We start from the raw sequence: 19,360 nt of genomic DNA on the forward strand, positions 1-19,360 counted from the left end.
ACCGGGACGTTCGTTCGTACGTACGTACGTACCAAGGCCACGAGTCGGAATCCCTGTCTCATCCGACGGACGGGATACGCGGCTGCCGCAGCGAGCGGCTACGCTCCGACTCGTGGCCGACATCCAGATTCCCGCTGACATCAAGCCCGCCGACGGACGCTTCGGCGCCGGTCCTTCCAAGGTGCGGACGGAGGCGCTCGACGCGCTGGCCGCCACCGGAACCTCTCTGCTCGGTACGTCCCACCGCCAGGCCCCGGTGAAGAACCTGGTCGGCGCGGTGCGCGACGGTGTGCGCGACCTCTTCTCCCTCCCCGAGGGCTACGAGGTGATCCTGGGCAACGGCGGCTCCACCGCCTTCTGGGACATCGCGACGCACGGCCTGATCGAGTCGAAGTCCCAGCACCTGAACTTCGGTGAGTTCTCCTCGAAGTTCGCCAAGGCCGCCAAGCTCGCCCCGTGGCTGGCCGACCCGAGCGTCATCGCCTCCGACCCGGGCACCCACCCGGACCCGAAGGCCGAGGCGGGCGTCGACGTCTACGCCCTCACCCACAACGAGACCTCCACGGGTGTCGCCGCCCCGATCAAGCGCGTCACGGGCGCCGACGAGGGCGCCCTCGTCCTGGTCGACGCCACCTCCGGCGCCGGCGGCCTGCCCGTCGACATCACCGAGACGGACGTCTACTACTTCGCCCCGCAGAAGTCCTTCGCCTCCGACGGCGGCCTGTGGATCGGCGTCTTCTCCCCGGCGGCCCTGGAGCGCGCGGCCCGCGTCCACGCCTCCGGCCGCCACATCCCGGAGTTCTTCTCGCTGCCCACGGCGATCGACAACTCCCTGAAGAACCAGACGTACAACACCCCCGCCCTGGCCACGCTGTTCCTCCTCAACGAGCAGCTGACCTGGATGAACTCCCAGGGCGGCCTGGACTTCACCACCGGCCGCACGGCCGCCTCCGCCGGCCACCTCTACGGCTGGGCCGAGGAGTCCAAGTACGCCACCCCGTTCGTCACGGACGCCGCCAAGCGCTCGCAGGTCATCGGCACCATCGACTTCGCCGACGAGATCGACGCCTCCGCGATCGCCAAGGCCCTGCGCGCCAACGGCATCGTCGACACCGAGCCCTACCGCAAGCTCGGCCGCAACCAGCTCCGCGTCGCGATGTTCCCGGCCATCGACCCGTCGGACGTCCAGGCCCTGACGGCCTGCATCGACTACGTCATCGAGAAGCTGTAACGGCCCACGCCCCGGGAACGGCCCTGCGCACCTTGACGGTGTGCGGGGCCGTTTCTGTTTCACTCGACTGAGTGGCATATGCCAGAAACACGGTCTGCGACCGTTCCGCCCTACGATGATGCTCTCGACACCAGCCCATTCCAGGAGGCCCGCAATGTCTGCAGCAGCAGTCGAGCACCCCTGTGACGATGGACCGGAGCCCCTGCTCGTCACCGCCAACCGGCTCGCCGAGCAGCATCCCGGCTATCGCGTCGAGATCATCGGAGGCGTCATCACCGTGGCTCCGCCCCCGGACGGCCCGCACGCCCGTGCTCTGACCAAGCTCATGAGGCCCTTCATCATGGCCGGACTCGACGGCGGGGAGACGGAGGTCCTCCAGGGCATCGGCCTCTGGCTGCCCGGCGGCCCCGAGGACTACGCCATCCCCGACCTCGCACTGGTCGACGCCGATTTCGACGCACACCTCATCGAGAACAACTGCTACGACCCGGCCGTCTTCCGCCTCGTCCTGGAGGTCACTTCCAGCAACTACAACAGCGATCTGCGGCACAAGGTCGCCGCGTACGCCGAGGCGAAGATCCCCGTCTACGTGATCCTCGACCGCAAGCACAGCCGCGTCCACGTCCTGACGGAGCCGGGCGGCGGCAACTACGACCGCCACGAGGTGTACGCGCCCGGCCAGCGGGCCCCGCTCCCCGAGTCGATCGGCGCGGCGGTGGAGCTGGATGTGGCGGAGCTGATCGCGTCGGGCCGCGCACAGGGCTGAGGGGCCGGGCGGGGGCCGTTGTCGGTCCCCCGCGCTAGCGTCGGGGGATGACGACGACCGTGCCGTACACCGGCAGTGAGAAGGAATCCCTGCACGCCGCGCTCGACCGGCACCGGGATGTGGTGCTGTGGAAGCTGGAGGGGCTGGACGACGAGCAGATACGGCGGCCGATGACGGGGTCGGGGACGAATCTGCTGGGGCTGGTGAAGCATCTGGCGACGGTGGAGTACGGCTGGTTCTGCTCGCCGTTCGGGTACGAGGTGGAGAAGCTCTGGTTCGACCCGGCGACCGAGGACATGGCGGTCGCGCCGGAGGAGTCGACGGAGGACATCCTGGCGTTCTACGGGCGCGCCCGCGCCGCGGCCGACCGGGCCATCGCGGCGACGGACCTGGAGACGACGGGGACGTCGTGGAACGGGCGGACGGTGTCGATGCGGTGGGTGCTGATCCACATGCTGGAGGACGTCGTCCGGCACGCGGGGCACATGGACATCGTCCGGGAGCTGCTGGACGGGGCGACGGGCGCCCACCCGGACACGCCCTAGAGGGCGAGGAGCCAGCGTTCCTCGCCGTCCTCCCACTCCCCCGTCCGCGCCAGCCCGGCCGCTTCGGCGACGGCCGCGGATGCCGTGTGGCCGGGGTGGATGTGGGCGAGGACGGTGCGGGCGGTGCCGGTGGTGCGGAGGTGGGTGACGAGGGCGGTGGCGGCCTCCTTGGCGTAGCCGCGGCCCTGGAACGCCGTGCCGAGGACCCAGGCGATCTCGGCGCGGGCGGCGGCGGTGTCGACGGTCGCCTGGACGTATCCGGCGAGCCGCCCCTCCTCGCGTACGCGCAGCACCCAGTTCCACCACAGCTCGCCGGGGTCCGGGGACCCGGCGGTCTGCCGGGCGTAGCGCGCCCGCAGGGCGTCGGGGCCGTCCGGGGCGCCTCCGGTGAAGGCGTGGAGCGCCGGGTCGGCGAGGACGGCCGCCATCTCGTCGGCGTGGGCGACGCCCAGGGGCACGGCGTCGAGGCGGGCGGTGGCGAAGGGGGCGGGGGTCCGGTGCATCGTGGTCATCCCTTCCGGCGCCTGCGGCCGACCCACAGCAGCAGCCCGATGCCCGCGAGGACGGCGACGCCCGTGAGGGTGGTGCGGGGGACGGTGGGGCCGCCGTCGCCGGCCGTGCCGCCCGCACCGGCCGAGGAGGGGGACTTCCCGCCGGCGCGCCCGGTGCCGTCGCCGTTCTTCTTCAGGTCGACGCGCACGACGTCGCTCTGCTCGCCCTCGGAGCCGAACATCAGCGCCGAGCCGTCGGCGGTGTACGTCACCGACTCGGACTGCGGGAGCAGCGGGGACTCGACCGCGTAGTCCTCGCCGAGGCGGCCGTTCGCGAAGGCGTAGCCGCGGGCGCTGAAGTAGGAGCGCAGGACCAGTTCCGTGCCGTCGGGCGAGAACGCGCCGTCCGTCACCCACGGCACCTCGCCGACGCGCCGGAAGACGTTGGTCCCGCCGGTGGTGAGCTTCTCCGGGCCCTCGTAGAGCCCGCCGCCGTCCTCGTTCTTCGAGGCGATGTAGACCCGGCCGGTCTTCGGGTGCACCATCAGCGCCTCCGCGTTGCGCGGCCCGTCGGCGTACTTGACGTCGAACTGGGTGGCCCGGACCGTCGCGTCCCGCAGCTCCTTCGGCTCGGGGAAGCGGTAGATCCAGACGTGGTCCCAGCTGCCGTTCAGGTTGTCGCCGATGTCACCGACGTACAGGTTGCCGTCCGGGCCGAGCGAGATCGCCTCGACGTCGCGGGGCTCGCCGACGCCCTTCATCGTGATCCGGGCGACGGTCCTCCCGGTGCGGGAGTCGACCGCGAAGACGTACGGGCCGTCGTCGCTGTCGTTGTGCGTCCAGTAGATCCCGGGGTGGGCGCGGCTGGCCGCGAGGCCGCTGGACTCGGTGATCCGGGGGTCCTCGATCGTGAAGTCGCGGTCGGGCTCGCCGTCGTCGGCGGCGGCGGGCAGCACCCCGGCGGTCAGGGCCAGCAGCGCGGCGACGGCGGCGGAGACGGTCAGTCGGTACGGACGCATGGCACAAGTGTCCATCGTCACGTCGCAGGCCGGAGCCATGATCCGCCATGATGACGCCATGCGTTTCATGTGCGTCGGCGATTCCATGACCATCGGACGCGCCGGTGACTTCACATGGCGCTACCGCCTGTGGCAGCACCTGGAAGCCACCTTCGACGGCCCGTACGCCCTCGTCGGCCCCCGCACCGCCCTGTACGACGCGGCCACGGACACCGCCGTCTCCGACGCGTACGCCGCACCTGGCTTCCCCGACGCGGCCCGCCGCCACCTGGCCGGCTGGGGCGAGGGCTGGCTGCACATGGCCCCGGTGATCGGGGACGCGGTCACCGAGCACCGCGCGGACGTCCTGCTCGTCTCGCTCGGCCTGATAGACCTCGGGTTCTACACGGACAGCGGCCAGACCGCCGAGAACTCCCGCGCGTTCCTCACCGCGGCCCGGGAGGCGAACCCGCACATCCGGTGCGTGCTGCTCCCCGTCATACCGAACGTGCGGGCCGAGAACGACGCCCCGTTCGCCGCCGAGTGCGCCCGCTTCAACGAACTCCTCGCCAAGACGGTGGCCGACCTGGACGCCCCGGGCTCCCCGGTCCTCCTGGCCTCGCACCCCCACGGCTACGACATCCACACGGACACGTACGACGGCACGCACCCGGGCCCGTCCGGCGAGCACCGGCTCGCCGCCGCGTACGCCGACGCGATGCACCAGGCGTGGGGCCTGGGCGGCCCGTACCGCCCCGCTCCCCGCTGACCGGCGCACCCCCGCCCCGGCCTACGATGGGCGCCATGCCCTCGCACCCCGTGCCCGCCGCTCCCCCGGCCGGTTCCCGCGTCGAACTCCGGCCCCTCACCCTCGCCGACCAGGACGAGTTCTGCGCCCGGGTGGCGGCCAGCGCCGAACTGTACGGGCCGTGGATGCAGCTTCCGTCGACGCCGGAGACCTTCCGGGCGTGGATGCGCCGCTTCGACGACGGCAGCAACGTGGGCTTCCTGATCCGGAACCGGGAGACCGGCGAGGCGACCGGCACGGTCAACATCAACTCGGTCATCCGGGGCCGCTACCAGGGCGCGTCCCTCGGCTACGCGGCGTTCGCCCCGTCGGCCGGCCGGGGCTACATGACCGAGGGCCTGACCCTGGTCCTGCGGTACGCCTTCGAGCAGCTGCGGCTGCACCGCCTGGAGGCCGCCATCCAGCCGGCGAACACCGCGTCGCTGGCCGTGGTCCGCAGACTGGGCTTTCAGTACGAGGGCCGGTCGCCCGCCTATCTGTACATCGACGGCGCCTGGCGCGACCACGAGCGCTTCTCGCTGGCGGCCCCGGAGCCCTGGACCCCGGACCCGTCGCTGCCCGCCGTCTGAGGACGCCGTCAGCCGCCGGAGGGCTTCGCCCGGACGTGCATCCGCTCGCCCTGCGGCCCGAACAGGCTCAGGAACTCCACCGGTTCCGGCCCGGCGGCACCCCACCAGTGCGGGGTGTGGGTGTCGAACTCGGCGACCTCGCCGGGCGTGAGCACCAGATCGTGCTCGCCGAGGACCAGCCGCAGCCGCCCGGAAAGCACGTACAGCCACTCGTACCCCTCGTGCACCCGCTGCTCGACCGGACCCTCGGTGCCGGTCGCCCCGGGCATGACCTGCTTGTACGCGTTGACGCCGCTGAGGTGGCGGGTCAGCGGGACGAAGGTCATGCCGTGCCGCTTGAAGGGCCGGAAGGTGACGCGCGGGTCCCCGGTGTCCGGCGCGCCCACCAGCTCGTCCAGCTGCACCCCGTACGCCTTGGCCAGCGGGAGCAGCAGTTCCAGGGTGGGTTTGCGGCCGCCGGACTCCAGCCGGGAGAGCGTGCTGAGCGAGATCCCGGTGGTCTCGCTGAGCTGGGCCAGGGTGGTGCCGCGTTCGGTGCGCAGGGCGCGCAGCCGCGGCCCCACACCCGTCAGGACGGACGCCAGCTCGTCGCCGTCCATGGCCCCGCCACCGGCCGCCGCGCCGCCGTCCGCCGTTCCGCTCTCGTCCGCTGCCATGGTTCCATTTGCCGCCCCGGCAAGCGGTGTTGTCAAACGGAGGCCGTAACCGCCCCGAGACGGAGGCCGTAACCGCCCCGAGGACGGGCGTCAGGGCCGGATGCCGTTGGCGGGGCCGATCATGGCCATCGACAGCCGGGTGAACTCACTGGTCAGCCAGGAGGGCGGCACCTGGCGCGGGCGCCGGCCGTGGTGCGCGAGCAGTTCGTCGACGGACCGGGTCAGCACCTTGACGACGACCGCGAGATTGCTGTCCACGGCGTGGCCGCGCCCCCGGGCGCGCTCGGCCTCCTGGGTCAGGAAGTCCGTCCACACCTGCCGCCACATCGTCAGGTGCTCGTCCATCTCGCGGCTGACCCCCAGCACCTCGACGAAGGCCACCCTGGCCTCCTTCGGGTCATGGGTGACGGCCCGCACATAGGCGTCGAAGAGCCGGTAGACCCGCTCCTCGGTCGGGCAGGTGTCCATGCCCTCGGCGGTCAGCTCGGCCTCGGACGCCCGCATGCCGCGCGTCGCGATCTCGTCGTACAGCTCGGTGAGCAGGGCCTCGCGCGAGGCGAACTCGCGGTAGAAGTCCCGCACCTGGACCTGCGCGGTCGCGCACAGGTCCTCCACGCTGGTGCGCGCGTAGCCGTACACGGCGAACAAGGTCCGCCCCGCGGCCATGAGTTGCGCACGGCACCGCGCGGGCTCCCTCGCCGTCCGTACGCCGTCCCAAAGTTCCACCCCGGTATCCACCACGGGTCCTCCTCAGTCCGTCTCGGCCCCCGGGCCCACGATCCACGGGCGCACCGAGCGTAACGGCGCGCTCACCGTAGCGCACGCTTCTCCGCCCTCACCACACCCATAAGGAGCCCGAACAGCAGTTCCGGTGCCCGGGAGGGGAGTTGCCGGGGCGGTACGCGCGGTCAGTGCCGGGGCGCGGGGGCGCCCCGGTGCGGGAGGCGGCGCGCAAGGACCGCGCGGACGCCCTTCACCCCGTCGAGGCCGAGGGCGCGCTTGGGGAGGTAGTGCACGACCAGGAGGTACGGGGCGGGCGTGAGCAGAATGAACCCGTCGGCGGTCTCCACGTATCCGCCGAAGCTCCCCCAGCCCCGCCGGGTCTCCATGTCGGCGCAGGAGAAGCGCACCCCTTCGTCGGTGTCCGCCACCGTCACCGTCCAGGCGCCCAGCGCGGCCCCCGTCCGGGTCTGGCGGGCGGCCAGGGCCCGGGTCCGGGCGAAGAGGCCGAGAACGCCCCCGACGAACACCGTCAGCCCGGCCCAGGGGCTGTCCGCGAGCAGCCACGCCGCCACGCCGATCAGCACCGGCACATACAGGGCCTTCACCCGGCCCTTCAGCCCCCGCATACGGCCGACCCCACGGAACGCGTCCGTCCAGTCCGCCCGCCCCAGCTCGAAACGGAACACGACGGAGACCCCGGTGGCGTCCGTGTCGGCCGCCACCCCGTGCGCGTCTGTCATGTCCTCATCCCATCGTCGCGAGCCGTGATCGTAGCGGGCCGTCCTGGGCCGCCGACCCCTTGGCCCCGAGCAGCCGCAGTCCACCGACGGGCCCGGGGCATGGACGGACTCCGGGCCCTTCACACGGATGAGGGCCCCGTCCTCAGAGCCGTGTGACCCGCCCGCACCGGTCGCCGCCGTCCTCCGGGACGCGTTCCTCCATGGAGGTGTCCCGCTCGTACGGGTCCTTCGCGGCGCCTTCCAGCGACCCGTCGCGGGCCGCGCGGTCGGCGGCGAACTCCGGGACGTAGTAGCCGGTGTGGTTGGCGCAGCCGCCGTTGGCGGCGTCCGTGCGGAAGACGATGAGCGAGAACGTCCCGGGCTCGATCTGCACCTTGGCCGGGTCCTCCCAGCTCATGACCGTTTCACGGCGGACGACGGTCCGGGCCACCTCGTCGCTGCCGCCGTCCGCGCGGACGACCGGGTAGACGTACGTCACATCGGCCGTCACGTCGACCGCGCCGCCCTTGCCTTCGCGGTACGTGATCCGCCCCAGGGTGCGGACGATGTCGTCGACCACGCGGAACCGGGCCGGGTCGAACCGGCTGAAGAGGTGCAACGGGTCGTTGTCGGCGCTCGGCGCGGACAGCGCGGCCTTCACATAGCTCTGCACGTCCTTCTGGTGCGGGTTGAGCAGCGCGAGCGCCGAGGCCGGGCGCTCACCGCGCAGAACGCCGGGATCGGTGCCCGTGGCGGCCAGGAAGTCCCGGGACCGGAGCAGCGCCTTCGCCACCTCCGCCTCGCTCATCCAGCCCGTGGCCTTCGCCTTCGGCAGCGCGAGCGAGGAGACCCCGTCCTTCCACCCGGCGGCGGGCGAGCCCTTGAACGGATCGTCCACCGTGGGCAGTTCGGCGGCGGCCCCGCCCGGGGACCCGGACCCGGCCGGATCCCCCGTCGGCCCGTGGTACGAGACGGAGTCCCCCGACCCCCCGTCGAACCATCCGGCCACCTTCCCGGGCATCAGCGCCACCACCAGCAGGGCGAGCACCACCACGAACCCGACGACGTACCAGGTCCGCCCCTTCGTACGCGCGGGCGGCCGGTGCGTACGCCACCCCTCCGGCGGATCGGGCTCGTCCGCGAGACGCCGCGTCACCATCCGGGCCCGAGCCGAGGGCTCCTCGGGCGCACCGGCCGAACCGGCCTCCGCCTCCCGCAGGAACCGCTCCCACTCCTCGTCCGGTATCGACGACTCGTCCTTGCCCACGCCGTATCCCCCTGCGCGCTACGGCCCCTCCCCCGGGGCCAGTTGGATGACCTGCGCACCATAGTCCGCGAACCGGGACGCGCGCGCACCCCGCCGTTCCCCGCCGACGGACGGCGGTCGCGACGGTACGGCGGGTCCCATCTGTGACGGAACACGAACATGATCACTGACGGCTCGTAACTAACTGCGAGATACAAATAAGCACGCGCCACCACACCACTGCGCTGCCGCACCACGCAGACCGCACAGACCGCACCTCATCCCGGGGGAATCATGCTGCACACCCGCAAGGCCGTCGCCGCCGCCATCGGCCTCGTGGCCGCGTTCGCGCTCACCGCCTGCAACGGCGACGACGGCGCGGCGGGCAGCCCCCAGCCCGGCGCCACCGCGTCGGCGGGCCAGACGGGCGGCAGCGGCGGCTCGGACCAGGGGGACCAGAGCGCCGACACCGGCACGGGTGGCAGCAGCGGCACGGGGGGCAACAGCGGCGGCACCGGCGGCAAGGCCGACATCTGCCGCACCGACGCGCTTGAGGTCGACGCCTCCGACAACACCACGGACGAGACGGAAGGCGTCGTCACCGTCTCCTTCAAGAACACCGGCGGCAGCGACTGCCGCATCAGCGGCTTCGCGGGTGTCGACCTGAAGACGTCCATGGGCGACACCCTCTCCGTGGACCGCAACGGCGAGCAGGCCCAGCCGCAGACCCTCAAGCCGGGCGAGACCGCCGCCTTCCAGCTCACGTTCCCGGTCAACAACAGCGGCGGTTCCGGCGTGCGCCTCACCGACATGGTCGTGACGCCCCCGAACGAGACCAAGAACGTCACCCTGAAGTGGCCGACGGGCTCGCTGCCCGTCACCGACGGCAGCGACGACGGAAAGATGGAGATCGGCCCGGTCGGCAAGGTCAGCGACTCCCCGGCGGGCTGATCCCGCGCCCGCCCCACAGGTCACCCCTGTTCGGCGGCGTCGTGCTCGCGGATCGCCGCGAAACGCTCACGCCAGGGAATCTCCTCCGGCTCCTCGTAGCCGTCCTCGGGGCCTGGCACCGGCCACTTGACCGAGTGCGCCTCCCACGCCGCCTGCCGCGCACAGGGACGGCACACGGTCTCGTCGCCCCGGGGCCGGAAGACATGCACGGGCCCGTCCCCCTCGCACGGTACGGGAGGCCCCGGCGGGGGCTCCGGCACGAGGGCCGGGGGCACGGGCGCGGGCGGCTCGGGCATCTTCTGGACGAGCCGGTGGCGTACGAAGCCCACGGCCGACCGTACGCCGCCCTCGGGCAGCGCACTCACCAGCGCGAGCCGCAGCTCCGCCGCCTTCACCCCGCGCCGGAGCCAGTCGGCCGCCGTCTCCGAGAGCCCGCGCGCCTCGCGTACGCCGAGGTGGAGTTGGGGACTGGCGTGGCGCAGCGAGAGCAACACGCGCTCGGCCTGCACGACTTGGGGATCTCCCTCCGCAACGGTCTCCGCCGCAGCCTCCTCATCCGGCTGCGCGGAGGCTTCGGAGGGTGGGTGGGGACAGTTCTCCTCACGTTCTTCATCCTCCGGTGTATAGCCACCGGCCGACCGAGTCCCCGGATCACCGACCGCCGGATACCGCGCACCCGGTCGGACCTGTGTCTGCGCGGCCCGGACACGCCGCGCCTCGAAGTCGGTCAGCGGAACGTTGGAGAACAGCTGGTCGGTGATCCAGCGCCCGCGGTCGCCCTGCTCCCGCCACTCGTGGACGAACCCGTTGGCCATCAACTGCGACTTGGCCTTCTGGTACGCCCGCCCGGTGATGCCGAGGGACTTCGCGTGATCACTCAGGGCCTTGCCCGTACGCCTCTCGGGCAACCCCTGCACATAGGTGATCAAGATCTTCGCGTCGCTGGAGAGGCGCGGATGGCGCACGATGTCGTGCGCGGCCTTCACATAGCCGTAGGACGGCGAGATAGCATGCCAAAGCATCCCGGTGGACTCCAGAATCCATCGTGGGGTGAAGGCCCTCGGACCGGTGTTGGTAGCACCACCGAGGGCCGCCCCGTGCGCGAGCGCACGGAGCGTAATGACGCGATCACCGTACAGCAGGAATCTCGTCCCCAACCACCTTCGCCAGCAGCTCGAACAGCAGTTCCGTATCCACGAACGGATCATCCGCCGTCGGCACGGACCGCCAGTCCAACGGGTACGTCAGCCCGTCCAGCGCAGGCACCCCCACGAACTCCGCCCCCTTCCGCGTCAGCGCATCCACCTCCGCCGGCCACCGATACGCCCCCGCCGTACCCGGCCGCACCAGAAAGAACATGCTCCGCATCCCGATCCGCGACCGGACGATCGGCCCCGCCTGAAAATCCGTGAACTGCATGATCTCGTACGCCACTTCCTCCCCCAGCAGCCCGCTGATCCGCACCGCGTCGAAGTAGATCCCGGCGTGCCGCAGGGCGTGCCCGCTCGCGGGAATCCACGCGGGCACCTGGTTCGGTGAATTTTTCTGGTCCATGCGCTAAGCGTCGGCGCGCACACCTACTGTGACCAGGGACACAAGGCATCTGTGCACTGTTGTGTACTTGGAGGTGGGGCTGTGCACTCCAGTAGTACCGGGGGCGGGAACGCGGAGATGTTCGGTGCGCTGCTCCGCCACTACCGCGAGTTGGCCGGACTCTCCCAGGAGGGCTTGGGCGCGAGGATCGGCTTCTCCAAGTCGCAGGTGGCGATGGTGGAGCGGGGGATGCGACCGCCGAAGGGGAAGTTCGTGCCGAAGGCGGACGAGGCGGTGGGCGCGAGGGGCGCGTTGATCGCGGCGGCCATGAAGATGTCGTTCGGACACCTGGCCTCCTGGTTCGGGCCGTTCGCCGAGGAAGAGGCCAGAGCGGTAGCGCGCTACGAGTACGAATCCAACGTCATGCCTGGCCTGCTACAGACAGAAGCGCACGCACACGCCCTCTATCGCGGGGCTTGCCCGCCACTTGATGACGACGCGATCGAGAGACTGGTCGCTGGTCGACTGGCACGTCAGGCCCTGCTGACCCGCAAGCCGCTGCCTGACATCAGCTTCGTTCTGGAAGTCAGCGCGCTCAACCGTCCCATCGGAGGACGGGCCGTTCACCGAGCGCAGTTGCAGCATCTGCTTGATCTGAGCGATCTGCGGCATGTTCACATCCAGGTGATGTCACCTCACCGGGAGACTCACGTCGGGCTGAGCGGGCCGTTCGTCCTGCTGGAAACCGAAGACCGGCGGCGCCTGGCGTACCTGGAGGTTCAGGGACGGAACTTCCTTGTCAGCGAACAGCCCCACCTGGGTGACCTGTTCGCCAAGTATGGGATGCTGCGGTCCCAGGCTCTCGGATTGGAAGAGTCGCGCGAGCTGATCAAGCGGGTGGCAAAGGACTATGAGCGCTGACCTCACATGGTTCAAGAGCAGTTACAGCGGCCAAGAAGGCGGCAACTGCATCGAGGTCGCCCTCTCCTGGTCCAAGTCCAGCTACAGCGGCACGAACGGCGGTAACTGCGTCGAGGTCGCCACCTGCCCCCACACCATCCACGTCCGCGACTCCAAGGACCTCACCGTCCCCGCCCTCACCCTCTCCCCCGCCGCCTGGTCCGCGTTCGTACGGCACACGGCTGCCTGACCTCTCGCCTCAGCGGAGGTACGTCTGCTGCCACTCGATCGAGGTCATGGCGAGCGCGGCCTCCGCGAGGGATTGGGCAGATGCCGTCTTGAGTTTGGCGATGCTGCTGTCGATCCAGGGCTGCACGTTCGAGCAGCCCTGCTCGCGGTACTCCACGGCCTGGATGAGGCATTCGAGCTTGTCGGCGTCGTGCGCGCACACGACTTCGAGCGAGTCGCCGTTCTCGTACTCCTCCACGATCCGCTGGGCACCGGCCTTCACCGCCGGGTGCGCGGCGGACACCTGGTCGGCGGTGACCTTCTCGTTCCCGGCGGCTTCGAGGTAGCGGCGGCCGATGTGCGGAATGTCGCTGACGCGGGTCTCCTGGGTGTCGTGCCACAGGCCCAGGAGAGCCGTCTTCGCAGGGTCGGCGCCCTCCATCATGGCGAGCACGGAGCCGATGAGCGCAACCCTGAAACTGTGCTCGGCAATGGTCTCCGGGTCCTTGACCCCGGCGATCCACCAGCCGCTCCGCTTGGCGCGCTTGAGCATCCCCATCTCCAGCAGGAAGCCCGCGGTGCCCTTTGCCTGCTCCTGCTCCGTGTCTGCCATGAGCTGCAACCTCCGAAGTGTCACGTGCGCTTCTCGCGTAGAACGTAATGCACTGAACTGAGTTCCCGCCTCGCCCGCGGGGACATCCCCTCATGATCGAGGAGAGCGGCGGTTCGATCGACCAGCCCCTCCGCGAGAGCGGGGTCAGCAAGAGGCAGCCACCTATGGGTGGTGAGCAGGGCCCAGAGCGAATGGGCGTAGAGGTCCACGTACGCCGGAGCCTGCTGGAGGCCGGCGCCGAGCCCGTACAGGAGTCGCACAGGCTCCCAGTTGACCGGACCGTCGCGCATGAATCCGTCGTCCGGCTGTGGGTCTCGCATCGAACCGAGCCAGTATGCCCAGTAGTTGAGGTTTGCGGGCTCGGCGGAGTCGTCGTCCGCCAAGCCTCTCTCGATGAAGTCCAGCAGTGGTTGACGGTCACCGATCCGAACCAGTGCGGTCGCCGCCGATCGGGCGATGGCCCATCGCGGACTCCAGCCGCGTGCGGAGATCAGATCGCGGCGGGCGTGCAGAGCGCTCGTGATCCACGACGTTGCCTCGGGGCTGCTGTCGTAGGAGCAGAGGTAGAGAGCCTGGCGGTGAAGCAGCAGCCCATCGTCTCCGGCCCGTAAGGCGGAATCGGCGGTGTCCCGGAGACGCGCGAAGAACGCGTCGCGGTCGGGCCTCGGCAGAAGCGGTGCCTTGGCAACGGGGCCACGGCGCCCTGTCACCGCTCTTCCCGCGAGCGCGGGCGGGACGGTTCCGTTCAGGGCCCAGGCGATCATGTGCGCCGTGTCCCGGGTATGCACCCAGCTTGCGAGGGGGTGGCGGGCTCCGATCTCCGGATGGAGCGTAGAGGCGATGACGCGTTCCGCGTCCATCGCCGGATCGAGAAGATGAAGAACCCCGGAATCCGCCCCCAGGGCGAGCAACCTGCGTCTGACGTCGAGGAGAGCACCGGCCTTCACCTTGGCGAGCGGCCGTCGTCCTGTCTCCCAGCCCTGCCAGGTGGCCAGATCGACCCCCATCGCTTCAGCCGTTCCGGCCTGCGTGCGGGTGCTCGTGCCTTCCCGGGCGACCCGCAGGACGAAGCCGGCGATCGTGCCTGCGGGCGCGTGCCCGCGTGTGGCGTCCTCGATGGCCATGCCACCTCCCGCACCGTCTGCCGTGGAACCCGTACCCGCAGTCAGTCCTACTCCATCCACGGTGACCGTAGCTTCTGATTGGACAACAACCACCGTCGTCAAGGAGGCCTTAATGGCTACCGCAGTTGAGTCCCACGTCCGCCCTTGGGGGGCCGGACGGCTCGCCCCGTACCCGACCGTCACCCGCCTTCCTCACGCCTCGGTCACGCTCGACCCGGGCACCCAGCTCGGTGTCTACACCGATCTGACCGGTGCGGTGATCGATATGGGCGCGCACGGCACCAGCAAGGGCACCGAGACGAACACGACCACCAACAGCGACTCCCAGAACGACCAGGGACACGACCAGGACTCCCAGCAGGACTGACCGGTGACCGACGAGAGGCCGGTGCTGGTGGCCACCGGGGAGGACGACCTCACCGCAGACATGGTGATCACCGAACTGAACCGGCGCGAGGTGCCGGTGACCAGGTTCAACCCGGCCGACATCGGGACGGCCCTGACGGTCTCCGCCCGGTTCGGAAGCTGCCCGGTCCCCGTGGCCGGGCAGCTTCGCACTCCGTCGCGGATCGTGGACCTGGCCGGCGTTCGGTCGGTGTACTGGCGCCGCCCGATGTGGCCCGACTTCCCGCATTTCGGTCCGGATGACGCGCGGTTCGCGGCGGCCCAGGTCCGCTACGAGCTCGGCGGAATCCTGTACGCCCTGGACGGGCCGTTGTGGGTCAACCATCCACTGCGCAACGCTGCCGCCGACTACAAACCGGCTCAGCTCGCCGTCGCCCACCGCCTCGGGCTGGACATCCCGCCGACGCTGGTCACCAACGACCCGGACGAGGCACGGTCCTTCATCGGCTGCCACGACCGGGTGATCTTCAAGACGCTCCGGTGGACGCCATACCAGCGCGACGGCGTTCCTGTGACCGGGTGGGCCGATCCGGTCACGGTGCCGGAGATCGACGAGAGCCTGGCCTTGGTTCCGCACCTCTTCCAGGCTGTGGTCGACAAGGTGGCCGATCTCCGCGTTCTGGTCGTGGGCCGCGCGGTGTTCGCGGTACGGATCGACTCCGGGATGCTGGATTGGCGCAAGGACTACTCGGCGCTGTCCTACCGCGCGGTGGACCTGCCCGACCGCGTACGGAAGGCACTCCTCGCGTACCTCGATCACTTCGGACTCGTATCCGGAAGCTTCGACCTCGCCGTGGACAGGGCGGGCGACCTCTGGTGGCTGGAACTGAACCCGAACGGACAGTGGGGGTGGCTGGAGGAGTCCACCGGCCTCGCCATGTCCGCCGCATTCGCAGAACTACTGACCCAAGGAGTCTCACCATGACCGACACCGCCGACGCGCGGCGCGCCCTCTCCGGCCGTCTGACGAAGGCGGGCGTCCTCAGCAGCCCCGGCTGGCGGGCGGCGGTGGAGGCCGTTCCCCGCGAACTGTTCCTGAATCCGGGCGTGTTCCTGCCTGCGGACGGTGGCCGGTGGCAGCCGGTGAGCGCGGCAGACACCGATCCGGAGACGTGGGCGCGGATCGCCTACCGTGACGAGTCCCTGACCACGCAGCTCGACGGGCATCTGACCGCCGACCGGGCCGGAGGGCCGGTGACGGGCTCTCCGACCTCTTCGTCCACCACCCCCTTCACGGTCGTGGACATGCTGGAGAAGCTGGAGGTCGAGGAGGGCCACCACGTCCTGGAGATCGGTACGGGTACCGGCTACTCCGCCGCCCTCATGTGCTTCCGCCTCGGTGCGGACAACGTCACCACCGTCGAGGTGGACCCGGACGTGTCGGCCCGCGCGGACAACGCGCTGGAAAGGGCCGGGTACTCGACCTGGACCGTCACCGGAGACGGGCTCCTCGGCCACCCCCGCCGTGCGCCGTACGACCGGGTCATCGCGACCTGCGCCGTGCGCCGTATCCCGTACACCTGGATCAGGCAGACGAGGCCGGGCGGCATCCTGCTGGCCACGGTCGGCGGCTCCTGGCTCTACGGCACGGGCCTGGCCAAGGTCACCGTAGCCGACGACGGCACCGCCGAGGGCGGGATCGTGGGCCGCAGCGCCTTCATGCAGGCCCGGTCCCAGGCGGAGGTACCGATCGCCGGAGACCTGTCGGCCCGCACCGCGTACGCCGACAGCGAGCGGGAGGCCAGGCTGTCCCCGCTGCTGCTGGAGGACTGGATGCCGGCGTTCATCGCTCAGCTCACCGCCCCGGGGGCCCGCTTCGTCCGCGCCACATCGCTGGAGGGCGACCGGCTGCTGTACCTCTTCGACCCGGACCGCGAGTCCTTCGCCTCGTTCACGGAGAGCGGCGGCACCTGGGCGGTCCGCCAGGGCGGACCCGCCAAGCTGTGGGACACGATCGAACAGGCCCTCGCCGCCTGGCAGGACGCGGACCGGCCGGACATCACCGCCGTACGGCTCCGCATCACACCGGACGCCCACACCTACTGGATCGACGGACACCCTGCACTCCGCTGGCAGCACGACCTCGCATAGCCGGCGGCCGCACCGTCCGGGCCATCCGCCACGCGGTGCCCCACCGCATGGGGCCACGGTGCGGCCCCCGGACCTGGCTCACCGATCAAACCGGTATCTGAACCGAACCGCCCGCAAACCGGGTGCGTTCCCCTTCTTCCGCCCCCGGGACCGCCTTCGTGAGGCACACGGTGGTGTGAGGTACGGGCGTGGTTGATCGTTCACCCCTGTAGCGTGCCGGCATGTCGTCGCCGCGTATCGGAGCCGTAATCGTCACGATGGGCACTCGCCCGCGAGAGCTGGCGGAGTTGCTGGCGTCGGTGGAGAAGCAGGATGTTCCGGCGGCCCGCGTGGTGCTGGTCGGCAACGCGACGCCGCTCACGGACGTGGATGTGGCGGCGAACGTGACCAAGGTTCCGCTGGCGGAGAACCTTGGCTGTCCGGGCGGGCGCAACGTCGGTCTGGAGATGCTGCGGGACTCCGGCGAGGTCGACGTCGTGGTCGAGCTGGACGACGACGGGCTGCTGATCGACGGGGACGTGTTCCGGAGGGTCCAGGACCTGTTCGCGTCGGATCCGCGACTCGGCATCATCGGTTTCCGGGTGGCCGACGAGTACGGGCACACCGAGCGGCGCTGGGTTCCGCGCCTGCGGGCGGACGATCCGATGCGCGGTGGGTGGGTGACCGCGTTCCTGGGCGGAGGGCACGCCTTCTCGATGCGGATGCTCGGGCAGACGGGCCTGTGGGCCGGGGAGTTCTTCTTCGGGCATGAGGAGTCCGACCTGGCCTGGCGGGCACTCGACAAGGGCTGGAAGATCCTTTACGAGCCCGAGCTCGTCCTCCAGCATCCCGCCACGTCTCCGGCACGGCACGCCGTCTACTACCGCTTCACCGCCAGAAACCGCGTGTGGCTGGCCCGCCGACGCCTTCCGGCCCTGCTGATCCCCGTCTACCTCGGCGTGTGGATCCTGCTGGCCACCGCCCGCATCCGCTCCCTCTCCGGGTTGCGGGCGTGGTGGGGCGGCTTCTTCGAAGGGCTGCGGACGCCGTGCGGACCTCGCGAGCCGATGAGCTGGCGGACGGTCCGTCTGATGACCGGGCTGGGGCGCCCGCCGATTCTCTGAGCCGGTCCGGTTCCCCTCCGCGTGCCGCGTCAGGACGGCGTCTCCCCCGATTCCGCCTGATCATCCCGTCCGTACATCTGGAACAGCAGGCGCTGACGCGCCGCCGCCAGGCGCTCGCCGTAGTCCGGCATGAAGACTTCGGGGAGCGTCGTTTCCAACGGCCCGGAGATCGCGTAGATCGGAGACCAGACCGCGGGGTCCGCCTTCAAGAGACGCTGCAACACGTCGGAGTTGTGCATCACGTCATAGAGCCAGTCGGAGAGCACGAGGGCCTGATCGTGCGTCAACTTGATGGATATCGGTTCCTCTGACATGGCGGAACAGTAGCCAGAGTGCCCGGTGACCACCAGCGAGCCACGGAAGACATGATCGAGGGCGAGCCGGGGGCCTCGCGCCGTGATCACACCGGCCACATCAAGATCACCCCGGCTCGGGAGTCGATCACTCCCGCTCAGGTCGGAGAGCCTTGGCGAACCAGTGATCCGCCTTGCCGTGACCTTCATACGGCTCGGTCTCCTGGTAGCCGTGTCTGGAGTACAGAGTCCGTGCCTCGATGAGTTGGGTGTTGGTCTCGCACACAATCCGGGTAGCACCGAGCTTTCTGGCCGTCTCCTCGGCAGCCAGGAGAAGGCCCCGGCCCACCCCCGCTCCCCGCCCGGCGGGACGTACGTACATCCGCTTGAGTTCCGCGGTCCCCGCGGCGACTCCCATCAACCGCACTCCTGCGCAGCCCAGAAAATCGCCCTCTTCACCACGCGCGACGAGGAACGCGCCGCGCGGCGGGCTGAGGTCACGATGGGGGTCCTTCGCAAGCACCTCGCGAAGCTCATCACTCGTGACCGAACGTCCCAGAACCCGCCTCCCCATCTCGCTGAAGTACTCCCGCATCACCTCGTCAACACCTGTGTCCAGGACAGACGCGGTCTCGATAGTCCACGTAGGCATGCGCGCCATGGTCCCGGACCCGTCCGTCGCCGTCCACAGACCTACCGATCAGCTTCCAGCCGGCCCGATCGTTACGGAACAGTCCTGGCTGTTGCCGGCCATGACGTCGGTGACGCCCCACGTCGATGTCGATCTTCGAGTTGGCTGAAGCTCAATGACGGCGAGGTGCCCATTTCTGAACTGATGCCGATCGGGGTCTTCGCCCGGCGCAGTCGTCCGACCTCCCGCGCGTTGCGGTTCCACGCCGACTCCGGGCTGCTGTCATCAAGTCCGCGATCGGCGGTAACGTGCCCGGTGTGCCGGTGGCCACGTCGAAGGGGCCCGTGTTCGCGGATGCGGCCGAGCAGGTCCTGACCGCGACCGCGCACGAGCCGGGGACGGCGGCGCTGGCCGGCTTGCACATGGAGGCGAGGCATGAGGCGATCGCTGCGCAGCCTCTTCTCGTGCATCTCGGCCACGTACTCGCCTCCGGAACACCAGGAGGGCCCCAGGACGCACGACTTCGACCTGAACTTCCGCGCGTTCGTGGGCGGCGCAGGAGATCCGAAGGTGTTCGTAAAGATCATTCCAGTCACATGGACCCTCCCCCGGATTCCGCTCCTGCGACTCCTCCAGCCCCCCCCCCCCGCCCGGCCGGGAGCACAGGACCGGGGCCCGCGCAAAGTCTGGGGACGGCGACGTGGGGGGAGGGCGATGAGCCGGGGCCCGGGAGATC

General features: G+C 70.3%; 24 protein-coding genes. 12 read left to right on the forward strand and 12 right to left on the reverse strand.

Translation table 11 applies throughout. The annotated features are described in order from the left end of the window. The first annotated feature begins 112 nt into the window (after positions 1-112). The 3 genes from serC to ACZ4FH_RS22655 all read left to right on the forward strand — a co-directional run bounded on the left by serC (position 113) and on the right by ACZ4FH_RS22655 (position 2,542). Positions 113-1,231, forward strand: a complete 1,119-nt coding sequence (gene serC / locus ACZ4FH_RS22645; RefSeq protein ID WP_467306862.1) for a phosphoserine transaminase — start codon at positions 113-115, stop codon at positions 1,229-1,231. A gap of 154 nt (positions 1,232-1,385) precedes the next feature. Beyond that, entirely contained in the window at positions 1,386-1,997 is a 612-nt protein-coding gene (locus tag ACZ4FH_RS22650) for a Uma2 family endonuclease (RefSeq protein ID WP_467306864.1), read from the forward strand. A 47-nt stretch (positions 1,998-2,044) separates the two neighbouring features. Next, a complete protein-coding gene (locus ACZ4FH_RS22655) occupies positions 2,045-2,542 on the forward strand; it encodes a DinB family protein (RefSeq protein WP_467306866.1) in 498 nt (165 codons plus the stop codon). On the opposite strand, the gene ACZ4FH_RS22660 is transcribed toward ACZ4FH_RS22655, so the two are convergent. Beyond that, positions 2,539-3,054 (reverse strand): GNAT family N-acetyltransferase, encoded by a 516-nt coding sequence (locus ACZ4FH_RS22660; protein WP_467306868.1) that lies wholly within the window; start codon positions 3,052-3,054, stop codon positions 2,539-2,541. The two genes, ACZ4FH_RS22655 and ACZ4FH_RS22660, sit on opposite strands and share 4 nt — an antisense overlap. Continuing rightward, positions 3,051-4,052, reverse strand: coding sequence for a WD40 repeat domain-containing protein (locus ACZ4FH_RS22665; protein ID WP_467306869.1), 1,002 nt, complete (start codon positions 4,050-4,052; stop codon positions 3,051-3,053). The genes ACZ4FH_RS22660 and ACZ4FH_RS22665 overlap by 4 nt, the downstream gene beginning before the upstream one ends. A 58-nt stretch (positions 4,053-4,110) precedes the next feature. On the opposite strand from ACZ4FH_RS22665, the gene ACZ4FH_RS22670 reads away from it, so the two are divergent. Together ACZ4FH_RS22670 and ACZ4FH_RS22675 are read left to right on the forward strand one after the other, a co-directional pair. Next, positions 4,111-4,800, forward strand: a complete 690-nt coding sequence (locus ACZ4FH_RS22670; RefSeq protein ID WP_467306870.1) for a GDSL-type esterase/lipase family protein — start codon at positions 4,111-4,113, stop codon at positions 4,798-4,800. A gap of 35 nt (positions 4,801-4,835) precedes the next feature. Then, a complete protein-coding gene (locus ACZ4FH_RS22675) occupies positions 4,836-5,408 on the forward strand; it encodes a GNAT family N-acetyltransferase (RefSeq protein WP_467306871.1) in 573 nt (190 codons plus the stop codon). An 8-nt stretch (positions 5,409-5,416) separates the two neighbouring features. On the opposite strand, the gene ACZ4FH_RS22680 is transcribed toward ACZ4FH_RS22675, so the two are convergent. From ACZ4FH_RS22680 to ACZ4FH_RS22695, 4 genes are all read right to left on the reverse strand, one after another. Continuing rightward, positions 5,417-6,007, reverse strand: coding sequence for a helix-turn-helix domain-containing protein (locus ACZ4FH_RS22680; protein WP_383643225.1), 591 nt, complete (start codon positions 6,005-6,007; stop codon positions 5,417-5,419). A gap of 147 nt (positions 6,008-6,154) precedes the next feature. Beyond that, complete coding sequence (locus ACZ4FH_RS22685; RefSeq protein WP_467306873.1) at positions 6,155-6,805, reverse strand: TetR/AcrR family transcriptional regulator; 651 nt, start codon at positions 6,803-6,805, stop codon at positions 6,155-6,157. Positions 6,806-6,972: 167 nt separating this feature from the next. Further along, entirely contained in the window at positions 6,973-7,527 is a 555-nt protein-coding gene (locus ACZ4FH_RS22690) for a YcxB family protein (protein WP_467306875.1), read from the reverse strand. A gap of 142 nt (positions 7,528-7,669) precedes the next feature. After that, positions 7,670-8,773, reverse strand: coding sequence for a hypothetical protein (locus tag ACZ4FH_RS22695; RefSeq protein WP_467306877.1), 1,104 nt, complete (start codon positions 8,771-8,773; stop codon positions 7,670-7,672). A 273-nt stretch (positions 8,774-9,046) separates the two neighbouring features. Between ACZ4FH_RS22695 and ACZ4FH_RS22700 the strand changes: the two genes are divergently transcribed. Next, complete coding sequence (locus ACZ4FH_RS22700; RefSeq protein WP_467306878.1) at positions 9,047-9,703, forward strand: DUF4232 domain-containing protein; 657 nt, start codon at positions 9,047-9,049, stop codon at positions 9,701-9,703. A gap of 20 nt (positions 9,704-9,723) precedes the next feature. Here the strand turns inward: ACZ4FH_RS22700 and ACZ4FH_RS22705 are convergent, their stop codons facing one another. Together ACZ4FH_RS22705 and ACZ4FH_RS22710 are read right to left on the reverse strand one after the other, a co-directional pair. After that, positions 9,724-10,725, reverse strand: coding sequence for a hypothetical protein (locus ACZ4FH_RS22705; protein WP_467306880.1), 1,002 nt, complete (start codon positions 10,723-10,725; stop codon positions 9,724-9,726). A 106-nt stretch (positions 10,726-10,831) separates the two neighbouring features. Continuing rightward, on the reverse strand, positions 10,832-11,257 hold the full coding sequence (locus ACZ4FH_RS22710) for a hypothetical protein (RefSeq protein ID WP_467306881.1): 426 nt from the start codon (positions 11,255-11,257) through the stop codon (positions 10,832-10,834). A gap of 117 nt (positions 11,258-11,374) precedes the next feature. Between ACZ4FH_RS22710 and ACZ4FH_RS22715 the strand changes: the two genes are divergently transcribed. After that, a complete protein-coding gene (locus ACZ4FH_RS22715) occupies positions 11,375-12,157 on the forward strand; it encodes a helix-turn-helix domain-containing protein (RefSeq protein ID WP_467306882.1) in 783 nt (260 codons plus the stop codon). After that, positions 12,147-12,386, forward strand: a complete 240-nt coding sequence (locus ACZ4FH_RS22720) for a DUF397 domain-containing protein (RefSeq protein ID WP_467306883.1) — start codon at positions 12,147-12,149, stop codon at positions 12,384-12,386. Before ACZ4FH_RS22715 ends, ACZ4FH_RS22720 begins: the two co-directional genes overlap by 11 nt. Before the next feature lie 9 nt (positions 12,387-12,395). Here ACZ4FH_RS22720 and ACZ4FH_RS22725 read toward each other — a convergent pair whose 3' ends face one another. Then, entirely contained in the window at positions 12,396-12,977 is a 582-nt protein-coding gene (locus ACZ4FH_RS22725; protein WP_467306885.1) for an HD domain-containing protein, read from the reverse strand. A gap of 20 nt (positions 12,978-12,997) precedes the next feature. Continuing rightward, positions 12,998-14,101 (reverse strand): XRE family transcriptional regulator, encoded by a 1,104-nt coding sequence (locus tag ACZ4FH_RS22730; protein WP_467306887.1) that lies wholly within the window; start codon positions 14,099-14,101, stop codon positions 12,998-13,000. A gap of 112 nt (positions 14,102-14,213) precedes the next feature. Between ACZ4FH_RS22730 and tgmA the strand changes: the two genes are divergently transcribed. From tgmA to ACZ4FH_RS22750, 4 genes are all read left to right on the forward strand, one after another. Then, positions 14,214-14,468, forward strand: coding sequence for a putative ATP-grasp-modified RiPP (gene tgmA / locus ACZ4FH_RS22735; protein WP_467306888.1), 255 nt, complete (start codon positions 14,214-14,216; stop codon positions 14,466-14,468). Between the two features lie 3 nt (positions 14,469-14,471). Next, on the forward strand, positions 14,472-15,431 hold the full coding sequence (gene tgmB, locus ACZ4FH_RS22740; RefSeq protein WP_467306889.1) for an ATP-grasp ribosomal peptide maturase: 960 nt from the start codon (positions 14,472-14,474) through the stop codon (positions 15,429-15,431). After that, on the forward strand, positions 15,428-16,597 hold the full coding sequence (tgmC, locus tag ACZ4FH_RS22745) for an ATP-grasp peptide maturase system methyltransferase (protein ID WP_467306890.1): 1,170 nt from the start codon (positions 15,428-15,430) through the stop codon (positions 16,595-16,597). The genes tgmB and tgmC overlap by 4 nt, the downstream gene beginning before the upstream one ends. A 221-nt stretch (positions 16,598-16,818) precedes the next feature. After that, positions 16,819-17,700: a glycosyltransferase family 2 protein gene (locus tag ACZ4FH_RS22750; RefSeq protein ID WP_467306892.1), complete on the forward strand. Its 882-nt coding sequence runs from the start codon at positions 16,819-16,821 to the stop codon at positions 17,698-17,700. 29 nt (positions 17,701-17,729) lie between these two features. Here ACZ4FH_RS22750 and ACZ4FH_RS22755 read toward each other — a convergent pair whose 3' ends face one another. Together ACZ4FH_RS22755 and ACZ4FH_RS22760 are read right to left on the reverse strand one after the other, a co-directional pair. Next, positions 17,730-18,014, reverse strand: a complete 285-nt coding sequence (locus ACZ4FH_RS22755) for a hypothetical protein (RefSeq protein ID WP_467306893.1) — start codon at positions 18,012-18,014, stop codon at positions 17,730-17,732. A gap of 127 nt (positions 18,015-18,141) precedes the next feature. Beyond that, positions 18,142-18,645, reverse strand: a complete 504-nt coding sequence (locus ACZ4FH_RS22760; RefSeq protein ID WP_467306895.1) for a GNAT family N-acetyltransferase — start codon at positions 18,643-18,645, stop codon at positions 18,142-18,144. Positions 18,646-19,360 lie beyond the last annotated feature (715 nt).

The sequence above is a fragment of the Streptomyces sp. NPDC024555 genome, assembly GCF_055559335.1.